General features: G+C 68.9%; 10 protein-coding genes and 1 tRNA gene. 4 read left to right on the top strand and 7 right to left on the bottom strand.

The window, feature by feature from the left end; genetic code table 11:
* Positions 1–18: 18 nt before the first annotated feature.
* From DAT35_RS00430 to DAT35_RS00420, 3 genes are all read right to left on the bottom strand, one after another.
* Positions 19–3,513 carry a valine--tRNA ligase gene (locus DAT35_RS00430; RefSeq protein WP_108064875.1) on the bottom strand — a complete coding sequence of 1,165 codons (3,495 nt, stop codon included), beginning with the start codon at positions 3,511–3,513 and terminating at the stop codon, positions 19–21.
* A 90-nt stretch (positions 3,514–3,603) separates the two neighbouring features.
* Positions 3,604–4,944 (bottom strand): PleD family two-component system response regulator, encoded by a 1,341-nt coding sequence (locus DAT35_RS00425; RefSeq protein WP_108064874.1) that lies wholly within the window; start codon positions 4,942–4,944, stop codon positions 3,604–3,606.
* A 123-nt stretch (positions 4,945–5,067) separates the two neighbouring features.
* A complete protein-coding gene (locus tag DAT35_RS00420; protein WP_108064873.1) occupies positions 5,068–5,883 on the bottom strand; it encodes a chemotaxis protein CheW in 816 nt (271 codons plus the stop codon).
* A 46-nt stretch (positions 5,884–5,929) separates the two neighbouring features.
* On the opposite strand from DAT35_RS00420, the gene DAT35_RS00415 reads away from it, so the two are divergent.
* Positions 5,930–7,306, top strand: coding sequence for a diguanylate cyclase (locus DAT35_RS00415; RefSeq protein WP_108064872.1), 1,377 nt, complete (start codon positions 5,930–5,932; stop codon positions 7,304–7,306).
* Positions 7,307–7,313: 7 nt separating this feature from the next.
* On the opposite strand, the gene DAT35_RS00410 is transcribed toward DAT35_RS00415, so the two are convergent.
* Positions 7,314–7,703, bottom strand: a complete 390-nt coding sequence (locus DAT35_RS00410) for a demethoxyubiquinone hydroxylase family protein (protein ID WP_108064871.1) — start codon at positions 7,701–7,703, stop codon at positions 7,314–7,316.
* A gap of 142 nt (positions 7,704–7,845) precedes the next feature.
* Between DAT35_RS00410 and sinK the strand changes: the two genes are divergently transcribed.
* Positions 7,846–9,417, top strand: a complete 1,572-nt coding sequence (sinK, locus tag DAT35_RS00405; RefSeq protein WP_108064870.1) for a hybrid histidine protein kinase/response regulator SinK — start codon at positions 7,846–7,848, stop codon at positions 9,415–9,417.
* A gap of 81 nt (positions 9,418–9,498) precedes the next feature.
* Here the strand turns inward: sinK and groL are convergent, their stop codons facing one another.
* Positions 9,499–11,142: a chaperonin GroEL gene (groL, locus tag DAT35_RS00400; RefSeq protein WP_108064869.1), complete on the bottom strand. Its 1,644-nt coding sequence runs from the start codon at positions 11,140–11,142 to the stop codon at positions 9,499–9,501.
* A 156-nt stretch (positions 11,143–11,298) separates the two neighbouring features.
* Entirely contained in the window at positions 11,299–11,655 is a 357-nt protein-coding gene (locus DAT35_RS00395) for a response regulator (RefSeq protein ID WP_108064868.1), read from the bottom strand.
* 90 nt (positions 11,656–11,745) lie between these two features.
* Here DAT35_RS00395 and DAT35_RS00390 point away from each other — a divergent pair, with 90 nt between their 5' ends.
* Positions 11,746–12,822 carry a metallopeptidase family protein gene (locus DAT35_RS00390; RefSeq protein ID WP_108065588.1) on the top strand — a complete coding sequence of 359 codons (1,077 nt, stop codon included), beginning with the start codon at positions 11,746–11,748 and terminating at the stop codon, positions 12,820–12,822.
* 46 nt (positions 12,823–12,868) lie between these two features.
* Positions 12,869–12,964 (top strand) — tRNA-Sec (locus DAT35_RS58730).
* A gap of 127 nt (positions 12,965–13,091) precedes the next feature.
* Here the strand turns inward: DAT35_RS58730 and DAT35_RS00385 are convergent.
* A complete protein-coding gene (locus DAT35_RS00385; RefSeq protein WP_108064867.1) occupies positions 13,092–15,587 on the bottom strand; it encodes a kelch repeat-containing protein in 2,496 nt (831 codons plus the stop codon).
* Between the last annotated feature and the right edge of the window lie 43 nt (positions 15,588–15,630).

The following is a 15,630-nucleotide window of genomic DNA, read 5'->3' as shown; positions in this document are numbered from 1 at the left end:
AGTCGCGTCTCCGATGGGTCAGCGTCGGGCCTTGGCTACACGGGAAGCCGCCGACTTCTTCCGGACGGAGACCTTGCGAGCCGCCGGCTTCACCTTCGCCTTGGCTGGGGCTCGGCCAGGCACTTTGGCCTTCGCCACGGCCTTCTTCACCGCCACCTTCTTCGCTGGAGTCTTCTTGGCCGCGGCCTTCTTCACCGAGGCCTTGCTGACGGAAGCGGCCTTCTTCGCCGGAGTCTTCTTGGTCGCGGCCTTCTTCGCCTGTGCGGCCTTCCTGGCGGGCGCCTTTGCGGGGGCTACCTTCCTGGCCGCGGCCTTCTTCGCCTTCGCCGGTGCCTTGCGGGCGGGAGCAGTCTTCTTGACCGCGGCCTTCTTCGCCGGTGCCTTCTTGCTGGCGGGGGCCGCCTTCCTGACCGCGGCCTTCTTCTCCGGAGCGGCCGTCTTTGCCGGAGCCGTCTTCACCACCGGTGCCTTGGCAGGAGTGGCGTCGACCTCGGGCGCGGCCTTGCTCTTCACCGCCCCCTTGGCTCTGTCACCCTTGCGCTCGGGCTTCGCTCGAGCCTGCTCCTGCTTGATCTCGACAACCTCCGCCTCGACGGGACCTGCCTCGACCTCGACGACTTCCCCTTCAACGGGACCCGCCTCGGCCAGAACGACCTGGCCCTCGGGAGCCCCCGGCTCGGCCTTGACGACTTCACCCTCGGCGTCTGCCTTGGCTTCCTGGGCCTGCGCGTCAGCGGGTGGAGCGGCCTCCGGAGCGAGCCGGGTCAGGCTGTCCTGCAGCTTGGAGATGCGCGCCGCCAGCTCCTCGACGCGAGCGCGGTCCTTCTCCACCACGTCCGGCGGCGCCTTCGCGACGAAGTTGGGGTTGTCGAGCTTGCGCTTGATTCCGCCCAGTTCCTGCTCGGAGCGGGTGATCTCCTTGTGCAGGCGCTCACGCTCGGCATCCACGTCGATGAGACCCGCGAGCGGAACGAAGACCTCCATCTGCGGACCCACGAAGGCCGCGGACTGCGCCGGCTTGGGACCCGGCGCCGAGATGCGTAGCTCGCCCAGTCCGGCCAACGGCACCAGGTAGCTGCGCCACCGTTCGAGCAGCTCGCGCGTGCGCGCGTCCGGGCTCTGCACGTACGCGGTGATGCGGGCCGAGGGCGGCAGGTTGCTCTCGCCTCGAATGTTGCGCAGACCCTCGATGGCCGCGATGACCGGTCCCATCTCCGCCTCGGCGGCGGCGTCCTCGAGTGACGCATCCGGTTCGGGGTACGAGGAGATCATGATGGACTCGACCGGCCGCGACATGGGCAGCTTCTGCCAGATCTCCTCGGTGATGAACGGCATGAACGGGTGGAGCAACCGCAGGATGCGGTCCAGGCTGAAGACGAGCACCGCGCGGGTGTTGTCCCGAGCCCTGGCGTCCTCGCCGTAGAGCGAGCTCTTGGCCAGCTCGATGTACCAGTCGCAGAACTCGGCCCAGAGGAACTGGTAGAGCGTGGAGGCGGCCTCGCCGAAGTTATAGGCCTCCAGCGCGTTCCGGGTCTCCACCGTGGCGCGCTGCAGCCGCGAGAGGATCCACCGGTCCGCCAGGGTGAGCTCGCGCTCCTTGATGGGCCGCTCGTCCAGCTTGAAGTCGCCCATGTTCATCAGGGCGAAGCGGCTGGCGTTCCACAGCTTGTTGGCGAAGGCCTTGTAGCCGGCCACCCGGTCCAGCGAGAGCTTGATGTCACGGCCCTGCTGGGTGAGTGAGGCCAGGGTGAAGCGCAGCGCGTCCGCACCGTGGGCGGGCATGCCCTGGGGGAACTTGTTGCGCAGGTTCTTATTGAGCTGCTCGGCCGGAGCGCCCAGGACGATGTCGAGGGGATCGATCACGTTCCCCTTCGTCTTGGACATCTTCTCGCCCTTCTCGTCACGCACCATCGCGTGCAGGTACACGGTGCGGAAGGGCACATCCTTCATGAAGTGCAGGCCGAACATCATCATCCGGGCGACCCAGAAGAAGAGGATGTCGTGGCCCGTCTCCATGACGGAGTTCGGGTAGAAGGTCTTCAGCTCGGGCATCTGCTCGGGCCAACCCAGGGTGCTGAAAGGCCACAGGCCCGAGGAGAACCACGTGTCGAGCACGTCCGGGTCCTGCTCGAGGTGCGAGCCGCCGCACCGGGGGCACTTCTCCGGAGGCGTGCGCGAGACAATGGGCTCGGCGCGCGAGAAGTCGATGCCCCCCGTCGCTTCCAGGCGCGGGCTGCAGTCCGCGCAGTACCAGGCCGGAATCTGGTGGCCCCACCACAGCTGGCGGCTGATGGTCCAGTCGTGGATGTTGCGCATCCAGTGGAAGTACGTGTTCGTCCACGATTCCGGGATGATCTTCGTGCGGCCCTGCTCCACCGCCTCGATGGCGGGCTTCGCGAGTGGCTCGATCTTCACGAACCACTGCGGAGACAAGCGAGGCTCCACCACGGTGGCGCACCGCTGGCAGCCACCGACGGACAGCTTGTGCGGATCCTCCTTCTCCAGCAAGCCCTGCGCCGAGAGGTCCTCGAGGATCTTCTTGCGCGCGGCGAACCGGTCCATGCCCGCGTACGCACCGCCCTCCTTGTTGATGCGCGCGGACTCGTCCAGCACGTTGAGCATGGGCAGCTGGTGCCGCAGGCCCGTCTGGTAGTCGTTGAAGTCATGGGCCGGCGTCACCTTCACCACGCCGGTACCAAACGCCGGATCCACCAGCTGCGCGTCGGCAATGATGGGGATCTCCCGGCCGGTGAGCGGCAACACCACCGTCTGACCGGCGAGCCCCTTGTAGCGCTCGTCCTCGGGGTGGATGGCCACGGCGGTGTCGCCGAGCATCGTCTCCGGACGGGTGGTAGCGACGGTGAGCTTCCGGTCGCTGCCCTTCACCGGGTACTGGATGTGCCAGAGCGAGCCCTGCTTCTCCTCGTGCTCGACCTCCAGGTCGCTGAGCGCGGTGTGGCACGAGGGGCACCAGTTGATGAGCTTCTGGGCCCGGTAGATGAGGCCCTCCTCGTACAGCCGCACGAAGACCTCGCGCACGGCGGCCGAAACGCCAGGGTCCATGGTGAAGCGCTCGCGGCTCCAGTCCAGGCTGGCGCCGAGCACCTTCTGCTGCTCGTTGATGCGCTGACCGTACTTGTGCTTCCACTCCCAGACGCGCTCGAGGAATTTCTCGCGGCCCAGGTCATGGCGGGACTTCTTCTCCTTCTCCTTGAGCTCGCGCTCCACCACCATCTGCGTGGCGATGCCGGCGTGGTCCGTGCCCGGCACCCACAGGGTGTTGAAGCCGCTCATGCGCTTCCACCGGATGAGGATGTCCTGGATGGTGGCGGTGAGCGCGTGGCCCAGGTGCAGGCTGCCCGTCACGTTGGGCGGAGGCAGCACGATGCTGAAGGCCGGCTTGTCGGAGGTGGGCTCGGCGCGGAAGTAGTTCCGCTCCGTCCAGGATGCATACCAACGGGCCTCGACCTCCTTGGGGTCATAGGCCTTTGGAAGTTCAGTCGTATCGCTCATGGAAAAAGAGAACCGGCCCACGCGGGCCGGTGGAAGGACCGGCCCGACGGGGGCCGGTCGGGTGTGGAAGCCAGTGACGACGATTCGAGCTCAGTGTTTCGTCTCGCGATCCTTGATCAACCGCTCCAGCTCCTCGCGGATGATCGTCTCGGCCAGCTGGGGAACGACCTCCCAGGCGATCTTCTCGATGACCTCGCGCGAAGCCCTCGACAGCGCCTCGCGCAGCTGCGCCTCGCCCCCATCGGCGGCGGGAGCGGGCCGGGCCACCACGGCTGCAGGCGCCGGGGTGGGGACTGGCGTCGGCGCGACAGGCTCGTCGAGTGACAGATCCTCCAGGCCCCCCGGCTCCTCGATGGGAGCCGGCTGCACCGCGGGGGAGGAACCAAGGCCGAATGGATCCTTACCGCGAGCGGAGACCGCGGGCGTCGACCCGGGCAGAGGTGTGGCGCCTGGCGGACGAGGCAGACCACCCGCCGCGCCCGGCGCCGGAGCTGCTCCCGGCCCTGGAGGGATACCCGGACGCGCCATACCCGGAGCACCCGGCCCCGGCGGCATGCCCGGCCCTGGAGGAACGCCCGGCCGCGCCATACCCGGCGGAGGAACACCCCCCGGCCCCGGCGGAGGCAGCCCCCCTGGTCCTGGCATGCCCGGCCGCGCCATACCCGGCGGAGGAACACCGCCCGGCCCTGGAGGGATACCCGGACGCGCCATACCCGGAGCACCCGGCCCCGGCGGCATGCCCGGTCCCGGAGGAACGCCCGGCCGCGCCATGCCCGGCGGAGGAACACCCCCCGGCCCCGGCGGAACACCCGGCCGCGCCATGCCCGGTGCACCCGGCCCCGGCGGAACGCCCGGACGAGCCATGCCCGGCGGAGGAACACCCCCCGGCCCCGGCGGAACACCCGGCCGCGCCATGCCCGGTGCACCCGGCCCCGGCGGGACTCCAGGTCCCGGAGGACGCGGCACGCCAGGACCCGCGGTGGGAGGACGCGGCTGCGCGGGGGCAGCGGCAACGGCCCCGACCGTCACCTGCGTGGCGGCGGAGGCAGGCAGGGTGTTGGACTTCTGCCCCACCAGCGTCTTCACCTTGTCCAGGAGCACCTGGCTCTCGAAGGGCTTGGTGATGTGGTCGTCCGCCCTGGCCGCACGAGCACGGGCCTCGTCGAAGGCCTCGAAGGTACCAGCCAGCAACAGCACGGGGATGTTCTGGGTGGCCGGATCGTTCTTGAGCGCCTCGCAGACCTCGTAGCCGTTCTTGCCCGGCATCATCACATCCGCGAGCACCACGTCCGGCCGCAGCTCGCGCGACCGGTTGATGGCGTCCAGCCCGTTGTCGACCGCGGTGACCTGAAAGTCCTCGGTCGCGAAGATCATCCCGATCACCTTGCGGATGGTGAGCGAGTCATCGGCGACCAGCAGATTCTTGGGCATCGGTTCAGGCCTCGGGGGATCCAACCCCCTAGAATTCGGTGAGAAATCGGGACGCTGAGTCCCACTATCAAGCCGGGCAGCTTACGGTTCGACACCCGGGCCTTCAAGAAAACAAGCGGCAGCTCAAGAAAACATGCGCCGCAGGTCCAGAAAGAGCACGGGGGCCTGCAATCCGGGCGCGGTGAACTCCCCTGGCTCCCCGGCGGGCTCGAAGCGCGGATGGACACCCAGCACGCGCGAGGCGCACAGACCCAGGCCCCGCCCCTCCACCTCGGCGAGCACCAGGAAGGACTCCGCGCAGGCGCTGGCGCCCCCCAGCAGGGCCGGGGCCGAGTAGAGGGGCCAGAGCGCCTGCCCATGGGGCATGACGCCCGCCACCGCCCCACTCTTCCCCGGCAGGGCGCTGAAGGCGGGCCCCCGCATCACCACCTGGGAAATCAGGGTCAGCGGCAGGCCGAACAACCGCCCCTGCGATTCGAAAACGAGCGAGCGTTCGGGCGGGGACCCGGCGAAGTGCACGGGGTGCTCGGGCGGAGGGCTCACGGTGCCCGGCTCGTGAGGCAGCGCCTCGGGGTTGAGCTCCAGGTAGAGCCGGTCCTTGTGCAACACCGCACTGCGGCTGAGCGCAGCCAGTGTGTCTCCCAGTCCCGAGGGCAACAGGAAATGGGGAGCCGAGGCCACGTCCACCACCTCCACAATCGAGCGGACACGCACGGCGAGTGTGGGGCTGACATCGAACACCACGACCATGCCCGGCCCCTGCTCCGGCGAGCCACCGAGCAGCACGGATAGATCCGTCACCTCCAGCACGCCACGCAGGCTGGTCTCGTCGGGTCCTGGCGCGGCGACCTCCATGACGGAGGTGGCCTCGACGGAGAAGCGCGTGTCCCCCGCTTCCATCAGGAGACAGAGCCGGCGTCCGCTTTCGTAGGGAGGCACCGGGGCAGGCTAGCAGCGACGGGGCCTTGGTGCTAAGCCCATTGCGATGGCGCGCCTCCTCCTCGTCGACGACGAAAAGATGGCCCGGACCTTGTACGGGGACTACCTGCGTGGCGTGGGCCACGAGGTCACCGCCGTGGCCACCATCGCGGAGGTCAAGGAGGCGCTGGCCTTCGGCCGCTACGACGTCGTGGTGACGGACCTCATCCTCCCCAAGGGGGACGGCATGGAGGTGCTGCAACACACCAAGGAGCACTACCCGGGCATCGAGGTGGTGGTCATCACCGGCCTGGACAAGGTGGATCCGGCGGTGCGCGCCATCAAGAGCGGGGCCGCCGAGTACCTCGTCAAGCCGGTGGCGCCAGAGGTGCTCCAGCACGCCGTGAACCGGGCGCTCGCCACGCGCGAGTTGCTGCAGGAGAACGCCGCGCTGCGCCGATATGTCTCCCTGTTGGAAACGGGACAGCGCATCTCCACCACGCTCGATCGCAGCCGGCTGGCGGAGACCGCCTGCGCTGCCTTCCTCGCCATGGCGTCGGCCAGCGCGGTGATGCTGTTCCAGGCCGATGGCAGCGGCCGGTCGCGGCTACTGGGCTCTCAGGAGCTGGCCGGCTCCGCCCAGGAGGCCGCCCTCATCGCCTACCTCGCGCCGCGCCTTGGGGGGTCCCGGGAGGCGCGGGTGCTGGAGGGGCTGCCGGGCGCCTGTCCGCGGGCCCTCGTCGTCCCCGCGATGGATGGAGAGGATCTGCTCGGGTACGCCCTGCTCCTCTACCCGGGCTCGCCGCCCGAGGGCATCGCCGAGGCCACGAGCTTCCTCGCCCGTTGCCTGGCGCTCGCCCTGCGCAACCTGGGCCGCATCGCCGAGGTGGAGGATCTGGCCTACCTGGACGACCTCACCCACCTCTTCAACACCCGCTACCTGCACCTGGTGCTGGACAGGGAGGTGAAGAGCGCCCAGCAGACACACGGTGTCTTCAGCCTGCTCTTCCTGGATCTGGACTACTTCAAGAGCGTCAATGACACCCACGGGCACCTGGTGGGCTCTCAGCTGCTGGTGGAGACGGCACGCGTGCTCAAGGGCTGCGTGCGAGACCGCGACGTGGCGATACGCTACGGCGGGGATGAGTACGTGGTGCTGCTGCGAGGCACGGACTCGGGTGGCGCGCTGAAGGTGGCCGAGCGCATCCGCCGTACCGTGGAGAACCACCGCTTCCTGGCGCGAGAGGGACACTCCCTGGCGCTCTCCACCTGCATCGGCGTGGCCAGCTTCCCCGAGCACGCGCAGGACAAGGCCACGCTGCTGGACCTGGCCGACCGGGCCATGTACCGGGGCAAGAAGGGCACCCGGAACGTCGTCTACGTCGCGGCCAAGGACCTGGAGGCCACGCCCCCGGGGCGCCACAGCCAGCCCACCGGGAGCTGAGCCGGGCTCAGCGCCGCAGCGAGCCCACCGTGAGCCGCTTGTCCAGGCCGAGCTCGGGGGACGCGCCGCTCTCGCCTTCGCCCACCGCCTCCACGGCCTCGTGCGAGGCACCCGAGATGATCAGTTGGAACTTCTGCGACATCACCTTGATGTGCTCGGCCTGGGAGGGATCCAACCGGGCGATGAGCTCCCAGAAGAGCGCGGCGTGCTCGCGCTCCTCATCCATGACGTGCCGGAGAATGGCCTTGGCCTCCTCATTGTCCGTGGCATCGATGTGGGCGGCGTAGAGGTTGATGGCGTCCAGCTCCGCCTCCATGTCCAACCGGATGGCACGGGCCAGCTCCGAGTCCGTCAGCTTCCTGGGCACCATCGAGTGGAACGGATTGGTCTGAGGCATGGAGGGCTCTCCAGAGGACGTACGGCCAGTATGAGCGGACCGCGTAGCGGCCAGAAGCATCCGCGTCACGGGGCCCGCGGGTCAACGGAATCCGGCGCCTCGCGTTGCGGCCGGGGCGGTGGCTCGGTCATGCTGATGAACCATGGACATCCCGGTCCCGCTCGCGCACCTGCTCCAGGCCCTGGAGGCGGGTGATCTGCTGGCGGCGAAGGCTGCCGCCGCGGAGCTGCAACGCACCAGCGCGGGCACCACCCAGCTCGCCGCCGAGGTACTCCACGAGTTGCGCCAACCACTGTTGGGCGTGAAGGCCTATACGCAGCTGCTCTCCGAGGAGATCGGCATGCGCGGCCCGCTGAGGCAGATGCTGGCCCAGGTGGAGCGGATGGAGCAGATCATCTCCGACTTCACCCGGCTGGCCAGCGAGCGCCCCGCGCCCCAGCAACCCGTGTCGCTGGTGACACATGTGCAGGCGGCGGCGCGCTCCTTCAGTCTCAACCCGGACTCGTCCCGCGTCACGCTCCAGGTGGAAGCCCCCGAGGACTTCACCCTCCAGGGCAATGGACGGCTGCTGGAGCAGCTCACCCTCAACCTGCTCAACAACGCACGCGACGCGGTGTCGGGGCCGGGCCGGGTGAAGGTGGTGCTGGCACGCGAGGGGACATCCCCGGTGATGTATGTGGCGGACTGGGGCCCGGGCGTCCCCGAGGCCGTGCGTCACCGTCTCTTCGAGCCCTATGTGACGGGCAGCAAGCGCGGCACCGGACTGGGGCTCGCGGTCTGCAGGCGCATCGCTCAGGAGCACCACGCAAAGCTGGAGCTCGTCCCGGCCTCGCTGCTGCCGGATCAACCGCCGCCCACCACCGTCTTCCGCATCCTCTTCCCCGCTCCGGGCCCCCTCCCGGCGGTACCCTCGGCACGCGCCTCCACCCCTTCTGTCCCCGATCCGGCCACGACGCGCCGCCGCCTGCTGGTCGTGGATGACGAAGACATCATCCGCAGCGTCTTCAAGGATCTGATGAGCCGGGAGTGCGAGGTGCTCGAGGCCGCCAACGCCGAGGAGGCGCTCTCGCATCTGAAGCGGGAACCGGTGGACCTCATCGTCACGGACAAGAACCTGCCGGGCCTCTCGGGTCTGGAGCTGGCCCAACAGGCGCGCCGGCTCGATCCCAGCTCGCGCGTCATCCTCATGACGGGTTACCCCTCGCTGGTGACCGCGCAACAGGCGCTCGAACTGGGGCTGCTCGACTACCTGCTCAAGCCCTTCGACGACATCCGCGAGGTGCGCGCGAAGCTGCGCGAGGCCCTCACCAGCGCCGTCCCCGTCCGGCGGGGTCTGCGCCCCGGTAGCCGCCGCGTGGACGTGCTCGATGACAGCCCCGCCTCGGCGAGGCACCTCACCGAGGCACTCGCGTCGCTGGGGCTGGAGGCACGGGTGTTGAGCACCGCTCCCGAGGAGCCCGCGGCGGAGCCACCGGCGGCCGTGGTGGTGAGCTGGGACTTCGGCCCCGCCTATGGGCGCCAGGCGCTGGAGCTGGCGCGGAAGCTGGGCCAGGGGGCGCCGTTCGTCGTGCTCGCCGAGTACCTCTCCCAGGAGACGATGCTGGAGGCGCTGCGCGCCGGCGCTTCCGGATGCCTGCCGCGAGAGCTGCAGGCACGCGAGCTCAGCCATGAGCTGTCGCGCCTCCTGATGCAACCGCCCTCCGCACGTCCCTGAAAACACCACGGCCCCGAGCGCCTCCAAGAGGGAGACACCCGGGGCCGCCGTGCGACCATCAGCCCGCGATGGGGCGGAGGCTCAGTACTCCAGATCGTCGCCGCCGTAGTCCGGGGCGCCGCCGCCGGCCGCACCGGCCTTGGCCTTCTTCTTCGGGCGCTCGGCCACCATGGCCTCGGTGGTCAGCAGCAGCGAGGCGACCGAGGCCGCGTTCTGCAGCGCGGTGCGCTCCACCTTCGTCGGGTCGATGACGCCCGCCTTCTCCAGGTCCTCGAACACCTCGGTGCGGGCGTTGAAGCCGTACGCCCCCTGGCCCTCGCGAACCTTGTTGATGATGACGGGGCCCTCGAGGCCCGCGTTGGAGGCGATCTTCCGCAGCGGCTCCTGCAGGGCCTTCTTGATGATCTCCACACCGAAGTCCTGCTCACCGCCCAGCTTCAGCTTCTCCAGCGCGGCCAGCGTGCGCAGGTAGGCCACGCCGCCGCCCGGGACGATGCCCTCCTCGACGGCCGCGCGCGTGGCGTGCAGCGCGTCCTCGACGCGAGCCTTCTTCTCCTTCATCTCGGTCTCGGTCGCGGCACCCACGTGGATGACCGCCACGCCGCCGACCAGCTTCGCCAGCCGCTCCTGCAGCTTCTCGCGATCGTAGTCGCTGGTGGTCGTCTCGATCTGCGAGCGGATGAGCTTGATGCGGCCCTCGATGGCGTCCTTCTTGCCCGCGCCATCGACGATGGTGGTGTTGTCCTTGTCGATGGTGATGCGCTTGGCGCGGCCCAGGTCGTTGAGGGTGAGGGTCTCGAACTTGTAGCCGAGCTCCTCGCTCACCACGATGCCACCCGTCAGCGTGGCGATGTCCTGCAGCATCTCCTTGCGGCGATCACCGAAGCCCGGCGCCTTCACCGCCGCCACGTTCAGCACGCCGCGGATCTTGTTCACCACCAGGGTGGCCAGGGCTTCGCCCTCCACGTCCTCGGCGATGATCAGCAGCGGCTTGCCAGAGCGCGCCACCTGCTCGAGCAGGGGGATGAGGTCCTGCATCGCCGAGATCTTCTTCTCGGTGATGAGGATGTAGGGGTCGTCGAGGACGGCCTCCATGCGCTCACGGTTGGTGACGAAGTACGGCGACGCGTAGCCACGGTCGAACTGCATGCCCTCGACCACGTCCAGCGTCGTCTCGAGGCCCTTGGCCTCCTCCACCGTGATGACGCCCTCCTTGCCCACCTTCTCCATGGCGTCGGCGATGATGTTGCCGATCGTCTCGTCGCCGTTGGCGGAGATGGTGCCCACCTGGGCAATGGCCTTCTTGTCGGAGGTGGGCTTGGACAGCTTCTTCAGCTCCGCCACCACCGTCTCCACGGCCTTGTCGATGCCGCGCTTGAGATCCATCGGGCTGTGGCCGGCGGCCACCAGCTTCAGGCCCTCCTCATAGATGGCCCGGGCCAGCACGGTGGCGGTGGTGGTGCCGTCACCCGCCTTGTCCGAGGTCTTGGACGCCACTTCCTTCACCATCTGGGCGCCCATGTTCTCGAACTTGTTCTCGAGATCGATCTCCTTGGCGACCGTCACACCGTCCTTGGTCACCGTGGGCGAACCGAACGACTTCTCGATGACCACGTTGCGGCCCTTGGGACCCAGCGTCACCGCCACCGCGTCCGAGAGGATCCGCACACCGCGCAGAATGGCCTCGCGCGCCGACTGGTGGAAGAAGATCTCCTTCGCTGCCATCGTAACCTCCTGAAAAGATTGATGAATATGCTACGCGGGCCGGAGCGCGGGGATTGGCACTCGGCCCAGGCGAGCGCCAAAATAAGAGCCGGACCCGGGTTGTCAACACGGAACGGAGGGCGTGTGGGGGAACGGACGGCCCGGATGCCGGGCGGGCTACTCGGCGAAGCGCACGAGGTTGAGAAGCTGATTGAAGTCCAGGGGCTTCTCCAGCGTCATGGCCACGCCCTTGCGCAGGCCCTTGTCCTGGACGTTGCCGTCGGCGTTGCCCGTCATGAGGATGACGGAGGTGCCGTGGTGGCGCGGGTCGGCCTTGAGCATCTCGGTGAACTGGATGCCGTCCATGTGGGGCATCCGGTAGTCGCTGATGACCAGGCCCACCTCGTGACGCTCGAGGATGTCCAGCGCCTGCAAGGCATCGGCCGCGGAATAGACGGTGTACCCGTGCTTCTCCAGGAACCGAGAGAGCAGCGTGCACAGCTCGACATCATCATCCACGACCAGAATGTTCACGGACCCTTATGAGCGGTGACGGAGGTCGCGGAACGTAACAGCGGTGACGCACGTTGACAACGCGCGGAAGGGGTTCGTATGTGGCCGCACATGGGGAAGCGGACGTCGAAGCGGGCGGCGCCGTCGGACGTGGAGGTTCGACTCGGCGAGGTGGCGGCGGCTTTCGAGGAAGGTGCCTTCCAGGAGGCCCTGGCCGGAGCGGAGACGCTGCTGGCCGAGGCCCCCGGGTTGCCGGAGGCCCTGCACTGGCGGGCGGCGGCCCTCACGGAACTGGAGCGCATCGAGGAGGCCCTGGAGGCCTACGCACGAGCCCTGAAGATGGCCCCGGACGACCTGGAGCTGCTGCTCGGGGCGGCCGAGTGCCTGGTGGGCCGGGCGGGAGACGATCGCGAGGCGGTGGAGGAAGGCCTCACCCTGTGCGCCCGGGGAAGGAAGCTGGCCCAGCGGGCGGACGACGTCGAGCTGCTCTTCGAGTTCCTCCTGCTGGAGGGCACCGGGCTCAATCAGGTGGGCGAGTGTGCGCGGGCGATGGAGAGCCTGGAGGCGGCGCTGGGGCACATGCCGAGATCGGTGGATGCGCGGCTGGAGCGGGCCATCGCGCTGTTCGAGCTGTGCCGTTTCCCAGAGGCCCAGACGGCATTCGAGGAGGTGTTGAAGGACGCGGCGGACGAACCGTGGGCGCACCACTACCTGGGGCTGCTCGCGGAGCGGCGGGGCGAGGGGAAGGAGGCGCGCAAGCGGTTCGTGAAGGCACAAGCGCTGGCGCCCCAGGAGTTTCCCCCACCGGTGGAGCTGGGCGAGGAGGCGTTCGACAAGGCCGTCGAGGACGCGGTGAAGGCGTTGCCCGGACACGTGAAGGAGTACCTGGACAACGTCACCATCGCGGTGGAGGACATCCCCAAGGACGAGGATCTGCTGGGGGAGTCACCGCCGCTGTCGCCGTGCATCCTGGGGGTGTTCCGGGGCTCGCCAGTGGGCGAGCGCCACAGCATCCTGGGGGGATTCGACCCCTACCCCGCCTCCATCGTGCTGTACCAGAGGAACCTGGAGCGCTTCGCGAAGACGCGGGAGGAGCTCATCGAGCAGATCGGCATCACGGTGATGCACGAAGTAGGGCACTTGATGGGGCTCGATGAGGACGACCTGTGGCAGCGCGGTCTGGACTGAAGCGCGACGTTGACGCGGGGCAAGCGGCCCGGCAGTAATCGCGAGTGGTAGGACCTCCGGACCTGGTGGCCGGCCCGGTCTTCAAAACCGGTGGGGGGCATGGAGACATGTCCCTGGGAGGTTCGATTCCTCTGTCCTACCGCCCCGTTTCCCTCTGACGCCGGGCGTTTGCAGCGGGTGAGCCACCCACCCCGGGTGTTCACACGTGTTCGGGGACGCCCGTTCGATGGCGTCCCCTTGACGTCCCTGGTGATTGCGTCACCTGCTCCTCACGGGGTGTAGATCTCGCTCTGAAGGTCGGAGTCACCGCCCCCCGTCATCAGCACCTGGCCCGAGGACAACAACGTGGCCGTGTGGGTGCTACGGGCCGTGGCCATGTCCCCGGTGCTCCACCAGTTGCCCGTCGCCGGGTCGTACAACTCCGCGGAGCCCAGGTTCACCTGGCTCGAGCTCACCACCCTGGAGCCCCCCATCACCAGCACCCTGCCCGAGGGCAACAGAACGGCCTGATGCGACATCCGGCGCAGGTTCATACTGCCCGTGGTCGCCCAGGTGCCGGCCGCGGGGTCGTACAGCTCCGACGAGGCGAGCACGGTGCCTCCCGAATCCTGCCCACCCATCACCAGCACCCGGCCCGAGGGCAACACGATCGCCGAGTGCGCGATGCGCGAGGTCTTCAGGCTGCCGGTGGCCGACCAGGTGCCGGCCGCGGGGTCATACAGCTCCGCCGTGACCACCGGAACGCCACTGCCGTTGGCGCCTCCCACCACCAGGACCTTCCCCGAGGACAGCAGCACGGCGACCTGCTCGCCACGGGGTTTGGACAGGGCGCCGGTCGTCGACCAGGAGCCGGTCGCGGGCTCGTACAGCTCCGCCGTGGAGAGCACGCCGCCATTGTTGTCATAGCCGCCCGCCACCAGCACCTTGCCCGAGGGCAACATTGTAGCGGTGTGCGCATAGCGCGCCGTGCCCAGGCTCCCGGTTGCCGTCCAGGTGCCAGCCGCGGGGTCATACAGCTCCACCGTGGCGACCACGCCCCCACTGCCGTTGTAGCCGCCCACCACCAGCACCTTTCCCGAGGGCAACACGGTGGCGGTGTGGCGCTGGTGGACCCCGGCCAGGCTCCCGGTGGCCGTCCAGGTACCGGCCGCGGGGTCATACAGCTCCACCGTGGCGAGCGCACCCGAGCCATTGGAGCCACCCGCCACCAGCACCTTTCCCGAGGGCAGCCGCGTGGTCGTGTGGTTGTGACGGGCCGCGGCCAGGCTCCCGGTGCGCGACCAGGTCCCCGCGATGGGCTCGAACACCTCCACGCCGGCGGAGGCGTTGCCATCAGCACCGAGGCCGCCCGCCACCAGCACCCGGCCCGAGGGCAGCATGACGGACACGTGGCCCGAGTGAGCCCCGGCGGTGGTGGCGGTGGGCGTCCAGATTCCGGTCCCCGGCTCGTACACCTCCGCGCTGGACAGCGCGCCGGTGCCACTGGAGCCGCCCATCGCCAACACCCGGCCCGAGGGCAGCAGCGTCAGGGTGGAACCCGCACGGGCCTGGGACATGACACCAGTGGCCGACCAGGTGCCGTTCCCCGGGTCATACACTTCCACGCTGGCGGTGGCCTTCCCGGCGCCATCCGTCCCGCCCGCCACCAGGACCCGCGCCGAGGCAATCAGCAGCACGGCGGCATGACCCGAGCGGGACGTGGACATGGAGCCCGTGGCCGCCCAGGTGCGGGTGCTGGGATCGAACACTTCCGCACTGGAGAGACGGCCGTCGGGACCCGAGCCTCCGGCCACCAACACCTTGCCCGAGGGCAGCCCGGTGACGGAGGCGTCCATGCGCGCCGTGGACATGCTCGCGGTGGATGCCCAGGAGTTGGTCGACGGGGTGTACAGCTCCGCGGTGGACGAGGAGCTGGTTGCATTGGAGCCGCCCATCACCAGCACGGCCCCGGTGGACAACAGGATGGCGGAGTGATGCGTACGGGTCTCGGACATGACCCCCGCGGAGCTCCAGGAGCCGGAGGCCGGGTCATACAGCTCCGACAGCGAGAGCACGCCGCCGCTGCTCGTACCGCCCGTCACCAGGACCTTGCCATTGGGCAGCAGGGTGGCGGTGTGGAACTGGCGGGCCGAGGCCATCCGTCCACTCTCCTTCCAGGAGCCGGTGGCCGGATCGTACAGCTCCGAGGAATCCAGAGGAGCGCCCCCCACGCGACCACCCGCCACCAGTACCTTGCCATCGGGCAGCAGGGTGACGGAGTGACCACTCCGCGCCGAGACCATGCTGCCCGTGGCGGACCACTGGGTGCAGCGGATGGTCATCTGGAAGTCCTTGGAGAAGGAACGCCCACGGGTATTGGTCACGACGACGGTGACGGTGGGCACCGGCACGCCCGCGGGCGCGCAGGTGGGCGACGTCCAGGTGACGGCGCTGGAGGCCGCGTCACTCTCCGGCGATCCGAGGTGGCCGGCATTGACCGACCAGGAGAAGCCCAGGACACCGCCCTGGGGATCGCTCGCCGACACGCGGAAGGTGACGGGCTCGCCCACGGTGGACTGGAACGCGGATTGGGAGGCATCCCGGAGCTCCGGCGGGAGCCCTGTCTGCGTGCCCCCATCATCGCCTCCGGGCGTACCGGAATCGGCACAGGCTCCGGGATTCTGCTGACAGGAGTCCGCGGGCCCTTCGCCGGGATCGGGCTTGCCGCAGCCGGACACACAGCCCAACAACAACACCACGACGACGAGATCCTTGAAGAATTTCACGATTCCCCCTCGTGACGAACAGCACTCCGTCTGCCTTTACACC

It is taken from the genome of Vitiosangium sp. GDMCC 1.1324, from assembly GCF_003044305.1.
Lineage (GTDB): Bacteria > Myxococcota > Myxococcia > Myxococcales > Myxococcaceae > Archangium.
This window is presented reverse-complemented; position numbering and strand designations above follow the sequence as displayed.

Excerpts from the sequence above, each read along its gene's own strand:
- DAT35_RS00430 (WP_108064875.1), bottom strand. The coding sequence starts at position 3,513 with ATGAGCGATACGACTGAACTTCCAAAGGCCTATGACCCCAAGGAGGTC.
- DAT35_RS00425 (WP_108064874.1), bottom strand. The coding sequence starts at position 4,944 with ATGCCCAAGAATCTGCTGGTCGCCGATGACTCGCTCACCATCCGCAAG.
- DAT35_RS00415 (WP_108064872.1), top strand. The coding sequence starts at position 5,930 with ATGGCGCGCCTCCTCCTCGTCGACGACGAAAAGATGGCCCGGACCTTG.
- DAT35_RS00410 (WP_108064871.1), bottom strand. The coding sequence starts at position 7,703 with ATGCCTCAGACCAATCCGTTCCACTCGATGGTGCCCAGGAAGCTGACG.
- sinK (WP_108064870.1), top strand. The coding sequence starts at position 7,846 with ATGGACATCCCGGTCCCGCTCGCGCACCTGCTCCAGGCCCTGGAGGCG.
- groL (WP_108064869.1), bottom strand. The coding sequence starts at position 11,142 with ATGGCAGCGAAGGAGATCTTCTTCCACCAGTCGGCGCGCGAGGCCATT.
- DAT35_RS00390 (WP_108065588.1), top strand. The coding sequence starts at position 11,746 with ATGGGGAAGCGGACGTCGAAGCGGGCGGCGCCGTCGGACGTGGAGGTT.